Below are 19,047 nucleotides of genomic sequence, written 5' to 3' on the forward strand. Positions count from 1 at the left end.
ACCGCGCCCTCCGGAAAGGCTCAGCCCACACCGCACCGCCGACCCGCCCGGAGACCCCATGCCCCCGCCCGGCCCACCCGACGGCACAGACCCGGCCTGGCTGCCCCCCGCCGCCTTCCGGGCCATCGGGTCCCGGCGGACGTTGGTCCGGGGAGGTGGTGGGCCGTTGGTGGAGACGGTGTTCGGGGAAGTGGCCGGGGCCTGCGCTCGGTTCGGGGGGTCCGTGGCGCGGGGTGGTGCCACGGCTGACGTCTCCTCGTACGATCTCGTGCTCGATGTTGGTGGGGCACAGGGCGACGACGAGTCCTTCGTCCTCCGTCGTGACGCGGAGGGGGGCGGTCCGACGACCGTCACCGCGGCCAGCGGGCGTGGGCTGCTCTACGGGCTCTTCCACCTCGTCCGGCTGGGCGAGGGCGTCTTCCAGGGGCGGTGGGAGCCCGAGGTCCACCGCCCCGCCCTCCCCCTCCGGATGCTCGACCACTGGGACAACGTCGCCGTGCATCCGGTGATGGGGCAGGTCGAGCGGGGGTACGCCGGGGGCTCGATCTTCTGGGTGGACGGGCGTGCCCGTCACGAGCCGCAGCGCGTACGCGCCTACGCCCGGCTGCTCGCCGCCTGCGGGATCAACGCCGTGGCGGTGAACAACGTCAACGTGCACGAGACCGAGGCGCATCTGCTCACGGACAGGATCGGTGACGTCGCCTCGCTCGCCGAGGAGTTCCGGGCGTACGGGATTCGTACGCATCTCTCCGTCAGCTTCGCCGCGCCGGTCCTCCTCGGGGGGCTGGCCAGCGCCGATCCGCTGGACGCGGGGGTGCGGGAGTGGTGGGCCGACGCCACTGCCGCCGTGTACGACGTCATTCCCGACTTCGGGGGGTACGTCGTCAAGGCCGACTCCGAAGGGCAGCCGGGGCCCTTCGCCTACGGGCGCAGTCACGCCGACGGGGCCAACGTGCTCGCCGCCGCGCTGGAGCCGTACGGCGGTACCGTCCACTGGCGGGCCTTCGTCTACGACCACCGGCAGGACTGGCGGGACCGGTCCACCGACCGGGCACGGGCCGCCTACGACCACTTCGCCCCGCTCGACGGGGAGTTCGCCCCCAACGCCGTGCTCCAGGTCAAGCACGGGCCCATGGACTTCCAGGTGCGGGAACCCGTGTCACCCGTCATCGGGGCAGTGCCCCGGACCCGGCTCGCGGTCGAACTCCAGGTCACCCAGGAGTACACCGGGCAGCAGCGGCACGTCTGCTGGCTGGGGCCGATGTGGAGTGACGTGCTGCGGTTCCGGCCGGACGGGGAGACCGCGGTCGGACAGCTCGCGGACGGGCTCGTCGGCGTGTCCAACGTCGGGGACGGCCCCTACTGGACCGGCCACCCCCTCGCCCAGGCCAACCTCTACACCTTCGGACGGCTCGCCTGGGACCCCGGGGCCGACCCCCTGCGCGTCCTCGACGAGTGGGTCTCCCTCACCCATCCCGACGCCCCCGACGCCCTGGTCAGCGGGCTGCACGCCGTACTCGACGGGTCCTGGCGGACGTACGAGAAGTACACCGCTCCCCTCGGCGTCGGGTTCATGGTGCAGCCGGGGCACCACTACGGGCCGAGCGTCGACGGGTACGAGTACAGCCCCTGGGGCACCTACCACTTCGCCGACCGCGACGGCGTCGGCGTCGACCGCAGCGCCGCCACCGGCACCGGGTACGCCGCCCAGTACGCCAAGGTCTGGGCCGACGTGTACGAGTCGGCCGAGAGCTGTCCCGACGAGCTGGTGCTCTTCTTCCACCACCTTCCCTACGGGCACCTCCTGCGCGGTGGCTCCACCGTCATCCAGCACATCTACGACACCCACTTCGACGGGGTCGCGGAGGTGGAGGCCGCCCGGGAGGTGTGGGCCTCGCTGCGGGACCTCGTCGAACCGGGGCGGCACGCGCGCGTGGCCGAGCTGTACGAGGAGCAGGTGCGGTCGGCGCGGGAGTGGCGGGACCAGGTCAACAGTTACTTCCTGAGGAAGTCCGGGGTGCCGGACGCTCGGGGGCGGCGCATCTACTAACCCGCCCTGGCGTGCCGTCCTGCCGTGAAGTGCTCCTCGGTCTCGGCGATCACGCGGCCGCTGCCGTGCAGCAGGGAGAGCAGGAACGGCGCGGCCAGCAGGGCGGGCAGGGCCTCGGTGAGCAGGGCGGTCGACACGGCCGTCAGGAGCAGGAGGGACGCCGCCGCGAGGGTGGCGCGGCCGTGCCGGAGCAGGAAGTACGCGGCGAGGCGGGCGGTGTCCCGGGCGCGGAAGGTGAACAGGGACGTCAGGACGAGGGCGTGGGCGCCCCACAACAGCGCCCCTCCACCGGCCAGCGCCAGCAGCGCCGCCCACCAGCCCGGCAGGCCCGTGGCCGGGAAGTGGGTCAGGGTGAAGGCGATCACCGTCAGCCAGGTCAGCAGCGGGGCCCAGAGTTTCAGCGCGGGCCACGCGTTGAGCCGCCAGCCCCGCCCGTAGGCGCGGGCCGGGTGCAGGTCGGTGAGGTCGCGGTCGCGGTGGTGCAGGGCGTAGAGGGCGGCGGACACCGCCGGCGCCAGGGGCAGGAGGCAGACGGCGGCCAGCGGGAGGTTGGTGGCGTCCGGGCCCAGGAGGAGCAGGCCCGCCAGGCCCGGGGAGGCCGCCGCCAGCAGCAGCGCCTCCACCGTGACCAGGGTGTGGACCAGGGCGACGGCGCGGGACAGCGGCCCCGCGCCGAAATCCGTCGTCGAGGTCATGGAGTCGCGCTCACGGCGACGTGGGCTGCCTGCCGAGCAGCCGCCCCTCGTCCCACCACGGCGGCGCCTCGTCCACCACCGGCGTCAGTTCGGCGAGGGTGATCTCGTGCCGGGCCAGGGTGAGCGTCAGGTCGGCGCGTCCCTCGGTCAGCGGGACGCGGGCGTGGGTGTGGGCGGGCTCGGACGCCTCGTGCAGGACGTCGAGCTGGGCGGGCTTCGGTGAGCGCGGGCTGCCCAGGTGCCGCCAGGCGGTGTAGGCGTTGCCGCGCTCGTCGTCGACGGAGGAGCGGCGGAGGAAGGCCCACTGACCGGCGCCGACCGGCAGGGACAGCCGTACGGTGTGGCCCTCGGGGCCGGGTGTCTCGCCGGACGCGTCGACCGGCGCCCAGGCCAGGACCGTCACGCGGCCGTCGCGGTGCCGGGTGACCAGGTGGTCGTCGCCCCGGGCCAGCAGCTCCTCCCCCGAGCGGGCCAGGAAGGCGTACAGGTGGTACGTCGGTTTGCGGAGCTGGCGGTGGGTGAGGAGGCCGAAGCCGCCGTGGAAGAGGGCGGTCGGGACGCCCGCCTCCTCGAAGACGTCGCTGAACGTCCAGTAGGAGAAGGAGTCGGCGTGCGCGTGGCCGCCGGTGACGACGGGGGCGAGGTAGGCGGCGTTGAAGGCGGTGTCGTGGATGAGGTTGTCGGGGCAGTAGGAGGAGTTGAACTCGGTGATGTGCACCGGGAGACCGGCCAGCGAGGTGCCCTTGAGGACCCGGTGCGGCGCGGCGAACTGGTCGAGGAGGTCGCTGGCGGGGGCCAGGGTCTGGTGGGTGCCGAAGGGCACGTGCTGTCCGGGGCCGGACGAGTAGGCGTGCCGGGAGACGAAGTCGACGGGGACCTGGCGCCGGTCGGCGAACTCGGCGAACCCGGTCAGCCACTCGTCGGCGCCGGGTGAGATCGCGGGCCCGCCGACCTGGAGGTCCGCGTCGACCTCCTTCACGGTGTGCGCGGTGATCTCGTAGAGGCGGTGGTACGCCTTCTCGTCGGTGTTCAGCCAGAACATGGGGAGGTTGGGCTCGTTCCACACCTCGATGGGCCAGGTGCGGACCTCGTCGAGGCCGTAGCGTTCGATGAGGTGGGTGAGCGTGGCGCGGACCAGGGCGGCCCACTCCTTGTGGTCGGCGGGCGGGGTGATGTTGCCGCGCCACCAGAAGACCGTGTCGTCGCCCGAGGCCAGCCCGGACGGCATGAAGCCGAGTTCGAGGAACGGGCGGATGCCCGCGTCGAGGAGGGTGTCGACCACCTGGTCGGCGTAGGTGAAGCTGTGCTGGACGTGCCGGGTGCCCTGCCAGTCGTAGGGGCGGTGGATGCCCATGGCGTCGCTGAACAGGCCGTGGCCGCGCAGGTAACGGAAGCCGATGTCGCGCTGGAGGAGGCGCAGCGACCGCTGGTAGTCGTGGCGCAGGGCGAGGTCGAGGCGGCCGGTGCCGACGCACTGCCGCCAGGCGTCGGGGAAGGCGCCCTGGGGGACGGCGGGGATGTGGATCACGCGTGCTCCTTCTGGAACCTGTCATGGGCCGCGTTGTGCAGTTCGATGAAGCGGTCCATGTTCTTCGCCTTCAGTTCGGAGACGTAGTCGTCCCACTCGGACAGCGGGCGCTTGCCGAGGACGAACTGGAGGGTGTTCTGGGTGACGTGGTCCCTGAGCGGGGTGTCCCACAGGGTGGCCTGTTCCTGCTCGGTGGACTTCAGGGGGTGGGCGGGGTCGACGGGGAGCTGCTCGCGCTGGGACATGGCGTCCTCGAACTCCTTCTCGTCGGGGCTGAAGGAGGAGGAGACCAGGTCCCAGCTGCCGCCGTAGGTGAAGACGCCGTTGAAGAAGCCGAAGTCCTTCTGCAGGTCCTTCGGGGCGTCCGGGTCGGAGCCCATGAGGCTGATGCCGTCGGCGGGCCGGTAGCGGCCGTCGGCGCGGGTGTACGTGGTGCCCTCGACGCCCCACTTGCAGAACCGTTGGCCCTCGTCGGAGTACCAGAGCCAGTCCACGAACTGCATCAGCGCCACGAAGTCGTCGCCGTCGAGCGCCTTGCGGGAGATCATGACGCCGTTCTCCAGCCGGGAGCCGCCGAGGACCACGGGTCCGGCGGGGCCGAGCGGGACGGGGACCATGTCGATGGTGGCGCCGCTGACCTGCTTGCCGAGGTTGTAACGGTAGTTCTGCACCAGTTCCTGCGGGTTGGCGCTGATCGCGAAGGACCGCTCCGACAGGAGCTTCTTCACGGCCTCGTCGTCGGTCTGGGTGAAGCTCTCGGGGTCCATCAGCTTCTCGGCGACGAGTCTGCGCAGGTACTCCACGAACTGCCGGTACCGGTCGGTGGCGCCGGTGAAGACAAATCGTTTCTCCTGTGCGTCCCAGCTGGTGTTGTCGTAGGCCCAGCCCGCCTTGACGCCGTACGCCTGGCCCAGGTAGCGGGTGAGGGCGCCGGCGGGGAACGTGGTGTTGGTGCTCCAGCGGTCGGAGAGGGGGTAGCGGTCGGGGTACTCGGCCCGGATCGCCTTGAAGACGTCGTACACCTCCTCCCAGGTGGTGGGCGCGGTCAGGCCGAGGCGGTCCAGGACGTCGGTGCGCAGGGCGAGGGAGTAGCCGGACTTGGCCTTCTCGTGCAGGCCGGGCAGGAGGTAGAACCGGCCGTCGGACTGGCGGATGGAGTCCAGCTCGGGCGCCAGGTTCCACTTCTTCACGGTGTCCTGGAAGTGCGGCATGAGGTGGGTGTAGTCGCTGACCGGGAGGATCGCGCCGGAGGAGACGAAGGCGACCTCGGAGGGGTGGTACGTCTTGGGGATCAGCAGGGGCGCGTCGCCCGCGCCGATGAGGAGGCTGCGCTTCTTCTCGTAGTCGCTGAGCGGGACGTTGACGGGCTTGAGGGTGATGCCGGTGCGGCGGGTGAGTTCCTTCCAGAACAGCCAGCCGTCCTTCATCGGGTAGGTCGGGTTGTCGTTGTGCAGGACGGAGAACGACAGCGGCTTGGCGGCCTTGAACTGGTCTCCGACGCGGTACTTCCTCATCGCGCCGTCCTGCTTCTTGCTGAGGTCCTTGGGGTCGCCGCCGTCGTCGCCGCCGCAGCCGGTGAGGACGGCGAGCGAGGCGAAGCCCGCGGCGGCGAGGACCTGACGGCGCGACAGCTGTCCGGAGTTCATCGGGGCTCCCTGGGGTGAGGACATGGGGGACGCGCTCAGCCCTTGACCGCGCCGAGCATCACGCCCGAGACGAAGTAGCGCTGGATGAACGGGTACACGCAGAGGATCGGCAGGGCGGTGAGCACGATCGTCACCGCCTGGATGTTCGCGGCGACCTGGGTGAGCTGCTCCGTGGTCGCTCCGGCGTTGCCGCCGCCGGTGGCGCCCGCGATCAGGTTGCGCAGGTAGACGGTGACCGGCATCAGCTCCGAGCGGTCCATGTAGAGGAACGCGCCGAACCAGGAGTTCCAGAAGGACACCGAGTAGAACAGCACCATCGTGGCGACGACCGCCTTCGACAGCGGCAGCACGATCCGCAGCAGGATGCCGTACGTGCTCAGCCCGTCGATCTGCGCGGCCTCCTCCAGCTCGGTCGGCAGGCTCTCGAAGAACGCCTTCATGACGAGCAGGTTGAAGACACTGACGGCGTTGGGGACCGCCAGCGCCCAGACGGTGTTCTTCAGTCCGAGGCTGGTGATCAGCACGTAGTTCGGGATCAGCCCGCCGGTGAAGAACATGGTGAACACCGCGATGCCGACGAGCAGACCGCGCCCCTTGAGGTGCCTCTTGGAGAGGACGTAGGCGTAACACGTCGTCAGGACCATCGCGACGGCGGTGGATACGACGGTGTAGAGCACGGTGTTGCCGTAGTTCCGCCAGAACATCGCGTCCTTGAACACGATCTCGTACGTGGTGAGGTTGAACCCCTTGGGCCACAGGGTGACCTCACCGGCGCGGATCTGCCGCTCCCCGCTGAAGGACCGGGCGACGATGTTGGCGAAGGGGTAGAGGGTGACGAGGACGACGAGGGTGAGGACGACGCCGTTGACGCCCTGGAAGACCCGGTAGGAGCGGCTCGGCCGGATCACCACAGGCTCGTCCCCACCGTGCGCCGGGAGAGCTGGTTGGCGGAGGTGATCAGCACCAGCCCGATGACCGCCTCGAACAGGCCGATGGCGGCGGCGTAGCTGAAGCTGTTGGACTCCAGACCGGTGCGGTACAGGTAGGTCGAGATGACGTCGGCGGTCGGGTAGGTCAGCGGGTTGTAGAGCAGCAGGACCTTCTCGAAGCCGACCGCGAGGAACGTGCCGATGTTGAGGATCAACAGCGTGATCATGGTGGGGCGGATGCCGGGCAGGGTGACGTGCCAGATCTGCTGCCAGCGGTTGGCGCCGTCGATGCGGGCGGCCTCGTAGAGGTCCTCGTCGATGGTCGTGAGCGCGGCGAGGTAGAGGATGGTGCCCCAGCCCGCGGTCTGCCAGATCTCCGAGCCGACGTAGACGGCGCGGAACCACTCCGGTTCCTGGATGAAGCGGATGGGGTCGTGGCCGAACCAGCCGAGGACGTGGTTGACGGGGCCGTCCGTGGCGAGGACCTGGATGGTGATGCCCGCGACGATCACGATCGACAGGAAGTGCGGCAGGTACGACACCGACTGCACGAAGCGCTTGAGTGAGCGGCGGCGGACCTCGTTGAGGAGCAGGGCGAGCACGATCGGGATCGGGAAGCAGAACACCAGGGTGAGCCCGCCGAGCCACAGGGTGTTCCGGAAGACCTGCCAGAAGGTGGGGTCGGTCAGGAACATCTCGACGTAGCGCAGCCCCACCCACTCCTCGCCGAAGATCGACCCGCCCGGCTCGAAGCGGCGGAAGGCGATCACGTTGCCGATCATCGGCAGATAGCGGAAGACCAGGAAGAACAGCAACGGCAGCACGGCCAGCGAGTACAGCTGCCAGTCCCGGCGCAGCGCCCGCCGCCAGCTGGTCGATGTCGCGGAAGTGCTCATGCATGGGCCTCCCGGTCTTCTTCGAAAGTTTCGGACGCACCCCGGTAACTTCGCGGCAAAGCTAGGGGCGGCTGTAATGGGTGTCAATGGGTGTGGCGCGGGGATGGATTAACGGCCTCAGAGGATTTCAGGCCACTGTCGATGCGAAACATTCAGACCTAAAGCCGCAACGATCGGACGCTTCCCCCCGAACCCGGTCCGAACCCGACCCGAACGCACCAGGAGGTCCCGTGCCCGCCTTCGACCTGCCGCTGGAAGAGCTGGAGCGGTACCGCCCGGACGTCGCCGAACCCGACGACTTCGACGACTTCTGGCGGCACACCCTGGAGACGGCCGCCGAGCGCGAACCCCTGCTCTCCGCCCGGTCGGTCCCGACCGGTCTGCGGCTCGTCCGCACCTGGGACGTCACCTTCCGCGGCTTCGCGGGCGACCCGGTGCGCGCCTGGTTCAGCCGCCCCGCCGACGCGCCCGACCCGCTGCCCGCGGTCGTCGAGTACGCCGGGTACGGCCGCGGCCGCGGCTTTCCGCACGAGCGGCTGACCTGGGTGAACGCCGGGTACGCCCATCTGCTGATGGACAACCGCGGCCAGGGCGACCAGTACGGCAGCGGCGGCGCCACCCCCGACCCGCACGCCACCGCGCCGGGCGGTCCCGGACCCGCCGTCCGGGGGCTGCTCGCCCCGCACGACCACCACTACCGGCGTCTCGTCACCGACGCCGTGCGCGCGGTGGCGGCGGTGCGCGCCCTGCCCGGTGTGGACCCGGCCCGGGTCGCGGCGGTCGGCAACAGCCAGGGCGGCGGTCTCGCGCTGGCCGTCGCGGGCCTGGTCCCCGACCTCGCGGCGGCGCTGGTCACCGCCCCCCTGCTGTGCGGCATCCGGCGCGCGCTGGAGCTGTCCGACGAGGGCCCCTACGGCGAGATCGCCGCGTACCTCGCCGTCCACCGGGGGGCCGAACGCTCCGCGCACCGCACGCTCGCCTACCTGGAGGGCGTCTCCTTCGCCCGGCGCGCGCACGCGCCCGCCCATTTCGGCGTCGGCCTGCGCGACCGGGTGTGCCCGCCGAGCGGGGCGTACGCCGCGTACCACCGGTACGGGGAGCTGACCGGCACCGAGCCACGCCGGGAGATCCACGCCTACCCGTACAACGGCCACGAGGGCGGCGACGCGGCGCACGTACGCCGCCAACTGGACTGGGCGGCCGAGGTGCTGGCCGGGTGAGGAGTGGACGGGGTGGAAGCGAGGAGGTGCGACGGGTTCCGGTCCGCAGCACCTATGGGAGCGCTCCCACCCCTTGGGGCTGGAAGGTATCGTCCAGCGGCCCGTGTGTAAACACGTACGACAGGGGCCGCGCCCCCCCCCGGGGGGTGCCCGGGGGGCGCGGCCCTCAACGACCGTTCCGTACCGCTTACTTGCGGATCAGGTTGCGCAGCACGTACTGCATGATGCCGCCGTTGCGGTAGTAGTCGGCCTCACCGGGGGTGTCGATGCGGACGACCGCGTCGAACTCCACGCCCGTGTCGGTGGTGACCTTGACCGTGCGCGGGGTGGTGCCGTCGTTCAGCTCGGTGACGCCGGAGACGGAGAAGGTCTCCTCGCCGGTCAGGCCGAGGGAGGCGGCGGAGGCGCCCTCCGGGAACTGGAGCGGCAGCACGCCCATGCCGATCAGGTTGGAGCGGTGGATGCGCTCGTAGGACTCGGCGATGACGGCCTTGACGCCGAGGAGGGCCGTGCCCTTGGCCGCCCAGTCGCGGGACGAGCCGGAGCCGTACTCCTTGCCCGCGAGGACGACGAGCGGGATGCCCCGCTCGATGTAGTTGCGGGAGGCGTCGTAGATGAACGACACCGGCCCGCCGTCCTGGGTGAAGTCGCGGGTGTAGCCGCCCTCGGTGCCCGGCGCGATCTGGTTGCGCAGGCGGATGTTGGCGAAGGTGCCGCGGATCATGACCTCGTGGTTGCCGCGGCGGGAACCGTACGAGTTGAAGTCGCGGCGCTCGACACCGTGCTCGGTGAGGTACGTGCCCGCGGGGGTGTCGGCCTTGATGGCACCGGCCGGGGAGATGTGGTCCGTGGTCACCGAGTCGCCGAGCTTGGCGAGCACCCGGGCGCCGGAGATGTCGGAGACCGGGGCGGGCTCCATCTGCATCCCCTCGAAGTACGGGGGCTTGCGGACGTAGGTCGACTCGGCGTCCCACTCGAAGGTGTTGCCGGTCGGGATGGACAGCGCCTGCCACTGGGCGTCGCCCGCGAAGACGTCGCTGTAGGACTTGGAGAACATGTCCTCGCCGATGGCGTTGGCGACGACGTCGTTGACCTCGGCCTCGGAGGGCCAGATGTCCTTCAGGAAGACCGGGTTGCCGTCCTGGTCGGTGCCGAGGGCGTCCTTGGTGATGTCCACCTTCATGGAGCCCGCGAGGGCGTAGGCCACGACCAGCGGCGGGGACGCCAGGTAGTTCATCTTGACGTCGGGGTTGATCCGGCCCTCGAAGTTGCGGTTGCCCGAGAGCACCGAGGTGACGGCGAGGTCGTGGTCGTTGACGGCCTGGGAGACCTCCTCCGGCAGCGGGCCGGAGTTGCCGATGCAGGTGGTGCAGCCGTAGCCGACGAGGTTGAAGCCGACCTTGTCCAGGTACGGGGTGAGGCCCGCCTTGTCGAAGTAGTCGGTGACGACCTTCGAGCCCGGGGCGAGGGTGGTCTTGACCCACGGCTTGCGGGTCAGCCCCTTCTCCACCGCCTTCTTGGCCACCAGCGCGGCGGCGACCATGACGTACGGGTTGGAGGTGTTGGTGCAGGAGGTGATCGCGGCGACGGTGACGGCACCGTGGTCGATCTCGTACGACGACCCGTCGGGCGCGGTCACGGTGACCGGGTTGGACGGGGCGCCGTTCGGGGCGATCGCCGGGGCGTCGGAGGCGGGGAAGGACTCGACACCGGCCTCGTCGACGCTGTCGACGTAGTTGCGGACGTCCTGCTTGAACTGCTCGGCGGCGTTCGCGAGGACGATGCGGTCCTGCGGGCGCTTGGGACCGGCGATGGAGGGGACCACGGTGGAGAGGTCCAGCTCCAGCTTCTCGGAGAAGTCCGGCTCGGCCTTCGGGTCCAGCCAGAGGCCCTGCTCCTTGGCGTACGCCTCGACGAGCGCGACCTGCTGCTCCGGACGGCCGGTCAGCCGCAGGTACTTCAGCGTCTCGTCGTCGATCGGGAAGATCGCGGCGGTGGAGCCGAACTCCGGCGACATGTTGCCGATGGTGGCGCGGTTGGCGAGCGAGGTGGCGGCCACGCCCTCGCCGTAGAACTCGACGAACTTGCCGACGACGCCGTGCTTGCGGAGCATCTCGGTGATGGTCAGCACGAGGTCGGTGGCGGTGGTGCCGGTGGGCAGCTCGCCGGTGAGCTTGAAGCCGACGACGCGCGGGATGAGCATCGAGACCGGCTGGCCGAGCATCGCGGCCTCGGCCTCGATGCCGCCGACGCCCCAGCCGAGGACGCCGAGGCCGTTGACCATGGTGGTGTGCGAGTCGGTGCCGACCAGGGTGTCCGGGTACGCCTTGCCGCCGCGGACCATGACCACGCGGGCGAGGTGCTCGATGTTCACCTGGTGGACGATGCCGGTGCCCGGCGGGACGACCTTGAAGTCGTCGAACGCGGTCTGGCCCCAGCGCAGGAACTGGTAGCGCTCCTTGTTGCGGCCGTACTCCAGGTCGACGTTCTGCTTGAAGGCGTCGTTGGTGCCGAACTTGTCGGCGATGACGGAGTGGTCGATGACCATCTCGGCCGGGGAGAGCGGGTTGATCTTGTTCGGGTCGCCGCCCAGCTCCTTCACGGCCTCGCGCATGGTGGCGAGGTCCACGACGCAGGGCACGCCGGTGAAGTCCTGCATGATCACGCGGGCGGGCGTGAACTGGATCTCCTGCGCGGGCTGGGCCTGGGAGTCCCAGCCGCCCAGCGCGCGGATGTGGTCGGCGGTGATGTTCGCGCCGTCCTCGGTGCGCAGCAGGTTCTCCAGCAGGACCTTCAGGCTGTAGGGGAGCCGGGCCGAGCCCTCCACCTTGTCCAGGCGGAAGATCTCGTACGACTCGTCGCCCACCTTCAGCGTGCTGCGGGCGTCGAAGCTGTTCGCCGACACGACAGTCTCCTTCATTGATGTGCGCGTACCACCGCAATCCTGCCGCCACGCCGTCTTGGCCGATCCGCTAAGGTAAGGCTAAGTTAGGTAACCCTCACCGGGGTGGCGGCTGCGGTGCGCCTCGGCAGATATCTCGATGTCGAGATAACTCTAGTACATGAGGGCGGGATGGTCATGCCCGGGTACCCGGTGTCGGCCGGGTGCGGGGACGCGTGGGCGGCACGCGGAAAGGGGCCCGGCGACCGCTTGCCGCGGTCGCCGGGCCCCGGGTGTCGGATCAGCCGGTGGCGCCCTTCCCGGACAGCAGCTCGGCCGCTCCGGCGGGGGTTCCGGCGGCCGCCAGTTCCTCTCCGGCCACCTCGACCCCGTACCGCTTGGCGAGGATGACGCTCAGCTCGATCAGGACCAGGGAGTCCAGGTCGAGGTTGTCGAACCGCGTGTCGACGCCCGTGTCGGCCGGGACGTCGAAGTGCGACTTGAGGAGGTCGAGCACGGCTTCCGGATCTGGGGTGACTCGCCCTGTCATGGCGTTTCCTTTCGCAGAGCTGTGGTCAGGCGGGAGTGGTTCCCGGCCAGGTCAGTACGGCGGAGCCCCAGGTCAGACCGGCGCCGAAGGAGGTCAGCAGCACCCGGTCACCGAGCTGGAGGCGGCCCTGGGCGGCGGCGTCCGCCAGGGCCAGCGGGATCGAGGCGGCCGAGGTGTTGCCCACCTGCTCCAGGTGGGTGACGACGCGCTCCGGATCCACCCCCAACTGCCGGGCCAGCGCGTGCAGGATGCGCAGGTTCGCCTGGTGGCCCACCACGTGGTCGACCTGGTCGAGGTCCCAGCCCACCCGGTCGAGCACGGCGGACGACGACTGGGCCATCCGGCGGACGGCGTGCGGGAAGACCTCCCTGCCGTTCATCCGCACGTACTGGTCCTCCGGCTCCAGCGGGCGGTCGGTGGAGCGCGACCGGGAGCCGTTGCCCGGGATGACGACCAGGTCGTGGAGCGTGCCGTCCGAGCCCAGGTCGAAGCCCAGCACCGCACCGGCCTCGTCGGTGGTGCCGCGGCGCAGCACCACCGCCCCGGCGCCGTCGCCGAAGATCACCGCCGTGGTGCGGTCGGCGGGGTCGAGGTAGGGGCGGAAGGTCTCGGCTCCGATGACGAGCACGCGTTCGGCGTGCCCGGCCACCAGGGCGGCGGACGCGGTGGCGAGCGCGTAGACGAAGCCCGAGCAGCCCGCCCCCACGTCCAGGGCGGCGACCGTGCCGAGGCCGAGGCGGGCCGCCACCTCCGGCGCCGTGGCCGGGACCTGCCGGTCCGGGGTGGAGGTGGCCACGACCAGCAGGCCGATCCCACCGGGCGCGTCGGCCTCCGCCGACTTCAGCGCCCGGTGTCCCGCCTCGACGGCGAGGTCGCTGGTGGCCACGCCCGGGTCGGACCAGTGGCGCTGCCGGATGCCGGTCCGCTGGACGATCCACTCGTCGCTGGTGTCCAGGGTGCGGGTGAGCTCGTCGTTGGTGACGACCCGCCGGGGCACATGGGTGCCGAGCCCGGCGAGGACGGCGGCGGGTGTGCTCATCGTCCGCCACCTCCCGCGCCCGCGTGCCGGGCGGGCTCCCTGAGGAGGTGCGCCACGGCGACCCGGATCCGTACGCCGTGCAGGGCCCCGACCACCTCGGCCGATCTCCAGGTACCGGCCGGCGAGGGCAGCCGCCGGGCCTGTTCCAGACGGGCCGTCACCTCACCGTCGGGCGGGGCCGGGACGCCGTCGTCGAGCGTGAGGGTCGCCCGCCGCATCCAGAGGTTGTTGCTGTGGGCGCGGTCGACGCCGTCCAGGGTGTAGAGCATGACCTGGCCCAGCTGCATCACGGCGACCAGGGTGTCGATCATGCCGGCCGACGCGTCGTCCCGGGCGCCCCCCGCCGCGTCCGGGACCAGGGCGACCCGGGCCGACGCCTGACGGTCGTCCTCGTCGTCGCCCGTGACGCGCACCCCGGTGAGCAGTTGTCGGCGGGTCGCGTGCGGGACGCCGTAGGGCGCGTCGATCCACGGGCCGGGCAGTTCCTCCTCCAGGTAGTACGCCCCGGGGCCGTCGACCGGCCGGCGGCCGGGGCTGTGCCGGGCCCGGACCCGCGCCGACAGCGATCCGACACGGCAGTCCAGGGTGGTCGACCACTGCTCACCGGCCGTCTCCGCGGCCACGAGCCGACCGCTCACCGGCACCTTCGCCAGGCCCTCCTCGTCCGGGCTGGAACCGGCCTTCATCTCGATCGACCGCACCTCGAAGCGGGCGTCCGGGGCGAGGCCGTAGGTGTGGGCCGCGTACAGGCCGGTGAGCCGGGCGGCGAAGACCATCACGTCGATGGAGCTGAGGTGGGGTTTCTGGTTCCGGTCGCCCTTGCGGGACCAGACCCCCGGGATGGCGAGGTGGGCGGTGGCCTCGATGCCGCCGGCGCCGTTCGAGCCGTCGACGCCGTTCGAGCCGTCGGCGCCGTCAGCGCCGTGGGCGGCCGACGCTATCGTGAGGTCGGTCAGCGAGTGTTCGACGCGCTTGAACCCCTCGCCGAGGAATCTGCTGTCGCGTGGTCCTAAGAAGTCGTCGATGGACGCGAGTTCCAGGGAAGGCACAGGTGCTCCTGTTCCCGCCGAAGGGTCCCCGCCGCGTTCGACGGCGGGAGCGGTCGGCTCACTCGCCGCTGTCCGCGGTGAAGGCTTCGGCGATGGCGTAGCTGTCCTCGTACATGTGGTAACGGACTATCTGTCCGTCTTCTACCGAGAAGTGCAGTGCGTAGGCGTTGGTGAAGGTCTTTCCGGTGGCCAGCACCCCGAAGGCGGACTCGGCCATGACCACGGCGTGGGGCCCGTCGACGACGCGGGTGGTCAGGGTGAAGCCCTGCGGCGCGGTCAGCACCTCCGGGAAGACCTGGAAGAACGCGGAGATCTCCGGCCGGGTGGACCGGGCACCCGTCCAGGGCACCCGCGGACTCCCCGCCACGCGGAAGTCCACACGGTCGGCGAACAGGTCGAGCAGCCCGGGCAGGTCACCCGACCCGAACCTCTCGAAGAACGCGTCCACGACGGCCGCGGTGCTCTGCTGCTGCGCTGTCGTCATCCCGGTCACTCCGCTCCCGACCGCTCGGCCGCCAGGGCCGCGCGGCCGGCCAGGTGGATCGCCGTCATCTGCGTGACGCGCTCGCCGAGGTGCTCGGCGGTGGCGATGTCCGCCTTGTGCATGAGGTCCGGGGGCAGGTCACCGGGCAGGGTGGCGGCGGCACCGTTGAAGTAGCCGAGCCGGTTGAGGTCGTTCTCGCTCTCGTGGCTGAGGTGCCAGCCCGGAAGCAGGCCGAGGCTGACCCAGATCATGCCGTGCTGGGCGCCCAGCGTCGCGAAGTAGCCGAGGGTGGAGTCCTTGTCGCCCGCCTTGCAGGCGCCGATGGTGAACCCCGACCCGAGCTTGTCCTTCCACGCCTGCCGCGCCCAGCGCTTGTTGGTCGACTCGGCGAAGGTGTGGAACCTGCCCGACGCCGATCCCATGTAGGTGGGCGCGCCGAAGATGATCGCGTCGGCGTTGTCGAGGGTCTCCCACTTGGTGTCGTCCATGGCGTCGACGGTCACCATGCTCACTTCGGCGCCCGCGGCCATCGCTCCGGCCCGCACGGACTGCGCCAGTACGTCCGTGTGCCCCCGGCCCGAGTGGTAGGCGACGACGATCAGGGGTGGCTTTCCCATGCTGCTGTTCTCCTTCGACCGGAGGGGCGTCTGAGGTCACTTCGGATGACGTCGGTGGTGCGGGGCTTCAGGCGCCCGCCGGGACCCGCTCGTGCTCCATGCGGAAGTCCTGGCGGCCGTACTCCTGCCGGGCCAGTTCGATGGCCTCGTCCGTGCTCATGACGGGTGTGAGGTCGAAGATCCCGGCGATGGCCTCCAGCCGCTCCGCCACGGTGCCGCCGACCACGTGGTACGGGATCTCCAGCTCGTCCAGGGTGGCGAGCAGCATCCCGTCGACGGTCGTGCGGAACTCGTCGTTCATCGGCCGGTGGCCGTCCGCGGCGATCGGCAGTTCGTGGCGCAGGTGGACGTAGGCGTCGTAGGTGGCCTTGACGTGCTGCTTGAAGGCCTGCCCGTACTGGTCGACGACCTTGGCGAAGAAGGCCATCTCCTCCGGTGTCGTCGTGGACAGGCCGTTCCCCCCGGCGGCGGTGGCGTTGGGGTTCATGCCGTACCGGAGGCGGGCGGCGCCGTAGAGCCATTCCTGGAGGGAGGAGCCGTCGGAGACGAAGTGGTCTCCGAGGAGGGCTTCCTGGACCGCGCGGCCGGTGTGGCGGCGCAGGGTGAGCTGGAGGAACTGCGCGGGCGTCACGTCCGCGAGCTTCACGCCCGGCAGGGCCTCCGGCATGATCTCCCGGATCGTGCGGGCGAGCGAGCGCGGTACGCCGGTGTAGTACGACAGCGCCATCACCGTCGAGGTCTTGCCTGATGAGTAGGTTCCGGACACGGCTATCTTCATGGGTTCTCCAGTTCCGGACGGCGCCCCGCGTCCGGCGGGGCGCCGCCGTGCGCGGCGAAGAGTCGCGAGAGGGGGGACCGCCCACCCGGTCGATCTCCAGTTCGAGCACCGAGCGGTGCGAATCCGGAGTCCGGTGGCTTCCACGAAACGGGCCGAAAAAGGCAGCAGCCCCCATTCACTGCCATACAACCGCTTTCAGGGCAGGGGGAGCGTCCGGACAGCGTGACACGGCCGACAACTTCACGCCAACAGGAGCCAGACGTGATACAGGTCACATCAACTGTCGCCGATCTGAACGGAGTTGGAATTCCGGGGGCGGCATCGGGCACCCAGAGCCCGCCGCGTGGATCGGGCCGCAGGCGCGGGGCCTGGCACAAAGCCGGTTCCCGGTGCTTGACGGCCACTAGGAGTGGCGTCGCGGGTGTCTCGAACACCACTCGAACGGACGGGGCGGCACGCTGGGCGCGCGAGGCGGGCAGGGGGCCGTCCGGAGCCCCGGGCGGCGACCCTCACCTGGTGGTTCATGGCCGAAACCGGCCACGCTGGGCGGCCTTTCGCACCGCGTCGCGGGCGCCCGCGGGCGGCGCGCGGGGCGGGGAAAGCCCTGTCATCGGGGTCGCGCACCCCCCATGATGCTGGGACGACACAGCGGGGGTCACTCCGGACGAGGCCGCGGACACCTGCGGCCGGGTCCTTCGGGCGTGCGCCGGGAGGCGACCGGGGGGCGGCACTCGGGCAGGCCCCGGCGGGCACGGCGACCGCCGCGCGGCAACGGCCCCTTCGCGCCCCGTACCGCGGGAGGGGACGTTCCCTTCGCGGGGCGCCGCACCACCGCACCGACGAGGAGGACGCATGTCCGTAGCCGAGACGGAAGACGTGTACGCGGCCATCGAGAAGACCGCCGGGCTGCTGAACGTGCCCTGCGCGCGGGAGAAGTTCGGGCCGGTCCTGGACGCGTTCGAGCCGTTCGAGGGCGGGGTCATCTTCAGTGCGACGGCCGGTGCGCGCGGGGGCGATCTCGACCTGACCATCCAGGTGCCCCGGGCGATCCCCGACCCCTACGCCCACGCCCTGGAGCGCGGCCTGCTGCCGCGCACCGACCATCCCGTCGGCTCGCTGCTGTCCGACCTCGACGGCCGGGGCTTCGTCGAGGAGTACCTGATCGACGTCGGGGTCGTCGGCGGGCTCAACAAGGTCTACGTGCACTTCCCCCACGCCGTGCAGGGGGTGGCCGCGCTCTCCTCGGTGCCGTCCATGCCGCCGGCGCTGGCCGCCAACGCCGACTTCTTCGCCCGGCACGACCTCGACGGCGTCGCGATGATCGCGATCGACTACCGGAACGAGACGACCAACCTGTACTTCCCCACCCCGGGCGGGATGGAGCCGGAGACCGTCGCGTCGATGCTGCGGGAGACGGGGCTGCCGGAGCCGGAGGAGGAACTGCTGGAGTCCGTCCGCAAGACGTTCCGGGTCTACTTCACGCTGGGCTGGAACTCCTCGCGGATCGACCGGGTCAGCTTCGCCCGCCCGCTGGACATGCCGCTGGTCAAGGCCCGGGTGGAGCCGGAGATGGTGCGTTTCCTGACGGGCAGCCCCTACACCTACGACGGTGAGCGGTTCAGCATCTCGATCGTGAAGTGGTCCCCGGAGGGCCAGTGGTTCAACGCGGGCTCCTACTACCAGTTCGGGCCGCTTCAGCGCGAGGTGTTCAAGAGGATCCGCGGGTGAGGCGCCCCGCCCGACCGGTCGTCTCCCCTTTCAGAGCTAGGAGTTCAGCGAGCCCATGACCGAGCAGAGTGCTGAGCCGCGTACTGAGCGAAGTGTCCGCGTCGTCGACGACTTCTACCGCGCCCTCCAGGCCAGGGACCTCGACGCGTTCGCGCGCCTGTGGGCGGCGGACGCCGTCTACCAGGTGCCGGTCACCCCGGACGGCGTACCCGGCGAGTTCGCCGGGCGGGAGGCGATCGTCGCCGGACTGGGCGGGTTCTTCTCGCTGTTCGGCGCGGTCCGCTTCACCTGGCAGGCGGAGGCGATGGCCGACCCGCGGCGGGCGCTGGCGACCTGGGAGATGGAGATCGAGCTGCTGGCCGGGGGCACCTACCGCAACCGGGGCGCGTCCGTCTTCCAACTGGAGGACGGGCTGATCACGCGGTTCACCGAGCACGTCGACACCGCCGCCTTCCTGGCGCTGTTCTCCGCCCGCGCCGCCACGGCCCACCGGTTCTTCGCCCTGCTGGACGGCGGCGACCTGGAGGCCTGGGGTGAACTGTGGCACCCGCACGGCACGTGGAGCGCGCCGCACGCCCCGCAGCGGCTCCCCTCCCCCGTCGAGGGCAGGGACGAGATCGTCGCCGCCTGCCGCGAACTCCTCGCCGGGGACGAGTCGTTCGGCGTCGAGGTGACGGGGGCGCACGCGGCCGTGAACTCCGACGCGGTGTGCGTGCAGTACCGCCCGCGCACCGGGGCGGCCGGGCAGGCGGCACCCGGCGAGGAGGCGGTAGCGGTCCTGCGGTTCGAGGGCGGGCTGGTCAGCGCCTGGCACGACTACGCCGGTCCCCGCCCGTCCGGAGACAGCGCCGCCGCGGTCGCGCCGGGCACGGGTGCGGCTCGATGAGGACACGGGGGACGGCGCCGGCGCGGCTTCACCCGCGCGGGGCCTTCTTCGGCCGCCAGGGATGCCAGGGA

The 19,047-nt window shown here is 70.9% G+C and carries 16 protein-coding genes; 4 read left to right on the top strand and 12 right to left on the bottom strand.

Annotated features, from left to right (window positions below; translation table 11 throughout):
- Window positions 1-58: 58 nt before the first annotated feature.
- Window positions 59-2,050: an alpha-glucuronidase gene (locus ABZ659_RS27170; RefSeq protein ID WP_360224860.1), complete on the top strand. Its 1,992-nt coding sequence runs from the start codon at window positions 59-61 to the stop codon at window positions 2,048-2,050.
- Here ABZ659_RS27170 and ABZ659_RS27175 read toward each other — a convergent pair.
- From ABZ659_RS27175 to ABZ659_RS27195, 5 genes are read right to left on the bottom strand one after another with little or no spacing between them, the layout of a single operon-like run.
- Window positions 2,047-2,745, bottom strand: coding sequence for a hypothetical protein (locus ABZ659_RS27175; protein WP_360224862.1), 699 nt, complete (start codon window positions 2,743-2,745; stop codon window positions 2,047-2,049). The genes ABZ659_RS27170 and ABZ659_RS27175 overlap by 4 nt on opposite strands.
- A 10-nt stretch (window positions 2,746-2,755) precedes the next feature.
- Window positions 2,756-4,273 carry a xylan 1,4-beta-xylosidase gene (locus ABZ659_RS27180; RefSeq protein ID WP_360224864.1) on the bottom strand — a complete coding sequence of 506 codons (1,518 nt, stop codon included), beginning with the start codon at window positions 4,271-4,273 and terminating at the stop codon, window positions 2,756-2,758.
- Window positions 4,270-5,919 carry an extracellular solute-binding protein gene (locus ABZ659_RS27185; RefSeq protein WP_360224866.1) on the bottom strand — a complete coding sequence of 550 codons (1,650 nt, stop codon included), beginning with the start codon at window positions 5,917-5,919 and terminating at the stop codon, window positions 4,270-4,272. The genes ABZ659_RS27180 and ABZ659_RS27185 overlap by 4 nt, the downstream gene beginning before the upstream one ends.
- A gap of 35 nt (window positions 5,920-5,954) precedes the next feature.
- Window positions 5,955-6,827 carry a carbohydrate ABC transporter permease gene (locus ABZ659_RS27190; RefSeq protein ID WP_360224868.1) on the bottom strand — a complete coding sequence of 291 codons (873 nt, stop codon included), beginning with the start codon at window positions 6,825-6,827 and terminating at the stop codon, window positions 5,955-5,957.
- Window positions 6,824-7,744, bottom strand: coding sequence for an ABC transporter permease subunit (locus ABZ659_RS27195; protein WP_360224870.1), 921 nt, complete (start codon window positions 7,742-7,744; stop codon window positions 6,824-6,826). The genes ABZ659_RS27190 and ABZ659_RS27195 overlap by 4 nt, the downstream gene beginning before the upstream one ends.
- 230 nt (window positions 7,745-7,974) lie before the next feature.
- On the opposite strand from ABZ659_RS27195, the gene ABZ659_RS27200 reads away from it, so the two are divergent.
- Window positions 7,975-8,964 (top strand): acetylxylan esterase, encoded by a 990-nt coding sequence (locus ABZ659_RS27200; protein ID WP_360224872.1) that lies wholly within the window; start codon window positions 7,975-7,977, stop codon window positions 8,962-8,964.
- Between the two features lie 187 nt (window positions 8,965-9,151).
- On the opposite strand, the gene acnA is transcribed toward ABZ659_RS27200, so the two are convergent.
- From acnA to ABZ659_RS27235, 7 genes are all read right to left on the bottom strand, one after another.
- The gene (acnA, locus tag ABZ659_RS27205; protein ID WP_360224874.1) at window positions 9,152-11,869 is read right to left on the bottom strand and encodes an aconitate hydratase AcnA; all 2,718 of its coding nucleotides are present in this window, start codon (window positions 11,867-11,869) and stop codon (window positions 9,152-9,154) included.
- A 277-nt stretch (window positions 11,870-12,146) separates the two neighbouring features.
- Window positions 12,147-12,395 carry an acyl carrier protein gene (locus ABZ659_RS27210; protein WP_360224876.1) on the bottom strand — a complete coding sequence of 83 codons (249 nt, stop codon included), beginning with the start codon at window positions 12,393-12,395 and terminating at the stop codon, window positions 12,147-12,149.
- A gap of 25 nt (window positions 12,396-12,420) precedes the next feature.
- Entirely contained in the window at window positions 12,421-13,434 is a 1,014-nt protein-coding gene (locus ABZ659_RS27215) for a beta-ketoacyl-ACP synthase III (RefSeq protein ID WP_360224878.1), read from the bottom strand.
- Window positions 13,431-14,483 (bottom strand): AvrD family protein, encoded by a 1,053-nt coding sequence (locus ABZ659_RS27220; RefSeq protein WP_360224880.1) that lies wholly within the window; start codon window positions 14,481-14,483, stop codon window positions 13,431-13,433. The genes ABZ659_RS27215 and ABZ659_RS27220 overlap by 4 nt, the downstream gene beginning before the upstream one ends.
- 58 nt (window positions 14,484-14,541) lie before the next feature.
- On the bottom strand, window positions 14,542-14,967 hold the full coding sequence (locus ABZ659_RS27225; protein ID WP_360224882.1) for a nuclear transport factor 2 family protein: 426 nt from the start codon (window positions 14,965-14,967) through the stop codon (window positions 14,542-14,544).
- A 5-nt stretch (window positions 14,968-14,972) separates the two neighbouring features.
- Complete coding sequence (locus tag ABZ659_RS27230) at window positions 14,973-15,584, bottom strand: flavodoxin family protein (protein ID WP_360224884.1); 612 nt, start codon at window positions 15,582-15,584, stop codon at window positions 14,973-14,975.
- 67 nt (window positions 15,585-15,651) lie between these two features.
- Entirely contained in the window at window positions 15,652-16,362 is a 711-nt protein-coding gene (locus ABZ659_RS27235; RefSeq protein WP_360224886.1) for an AAA family ATPase, read from the bottom strand.
- An 852-nt stretch (window positions 16,363-17,214) separates the two neighbouring features.
- On the opposite strand from ABZ659_RS27235, the gene ABZ659_RS27240 reads away from it, so the two are divergent.
- Entirely contained in the window at window positions 17,215-18,090 is an 876-nt protein-coding gene (locus ABZ659_RS27240) for an aromatic prenyltransferase (protein WP_360224888.1), read from the top strand.
- 55 nt (window positions 18,091-18,145) lie between these two features.
- Window positions 18,146-18,976: a nuclear transport factor 2 family protein gene (locus ABZ659_RS27245; RefSeq protein WP_360224890.1), complete on the top strand. Its 831-nt coding sequence runs from the start codon at window positions 18,146-18,148 to the stop codon at window positions 18,974-18,976.
- The last annotated feature ends 71 nt before the right edge of the window (window positions 18,977-19,047 follow it).

The sequence above is a fragment of the Streptomyces sp. NPDC006997 genome (assembly GCF_040635175.1).
Taxonomy (GTDB): domain Bacteria; phylum Actinomycetota; class Actinomycetes; order Streptomycetales; family Streptomycetaceae; genus Streptomyces.

Coding starts and splice junctions, on each gene's coding strand:
- ABZ659_RS27170 (WP_360224860.1), top strand. CDS start 59: ATGCCCCCGCCCGGCCCACCCGACGGCACAGACCCGGCCTGGCTGCCC.
- ABZ659_RS27175 (WP_360224862.1), bottom strand. CDS start 2,745: ATGACCTCGACGACGGATTTCGGCGCGGGGCCGCTGTCCCGCGCCGTC.
- ABZ659_RS27185 (WP_360224866.1), bottom strand. CDS start 5,919: ATGAACTCCGGACAGCTGTCGCGCCGTCAGGTCCTCGCCGCCGCGGGC.
- ABZ659_RS27195 (WP_360224870.1), bottom strand. CDS start 7,744: ATGAGCACTTCCGCGACATCGACCAGCTGGCGGCGGGCGCTGCGCCGG.
- ABZ659_RS27210 (WP_360224876.1), bottom strand. CDS start 12,395: ATGACAGGGCGAGTCACCCCAGATCCGGAAGCCGTGCTCGACCTCCTC.
- ABZ659_RS27215 (WP_360224878.1), bottom strand. CDS start 13,434: ATGAGCACACCCGCCGCCGTCCTCGCCGGGCTCGGCACCCATGTGCCC.
- ABZ659_RS27225 (WP_360224882.1), bottom strand. CDS start 14,967: ATGACGACAGCGCAGCAGCAGAGCACCGCGGCCGTCGTGGACGCGTTC.
- ABZ659_RS27230 (WP_360224884.1), bottom strand. CDS start 15,584: ATGGGAAAGCCACCCCTGATCGTCGTCGCCTACCACTCGGGCCGGGGG.
- ABZ659_RS27235 (WP_360224886.1), bottom strand. CDS start 16,362: ATGAAGATAGCCGTGTCCGGAACCTACTCATCAGGCAAGACCTCGACG.
- ABZ659_RS27240 (WP_360224888.1), top strand. CDS start 17,215: ATGTCCGTAGCCGAGACGGAAGACGTGTACGCGGCCATCGAGAAGACC.
- ABZ659_RS27245 (WP_360224890.1), top strand. CDS start 18,146: ATGACCGAGCAGAGTGCTGAGCCGCGTACTGAGCGAAGTGTCCGCGTC.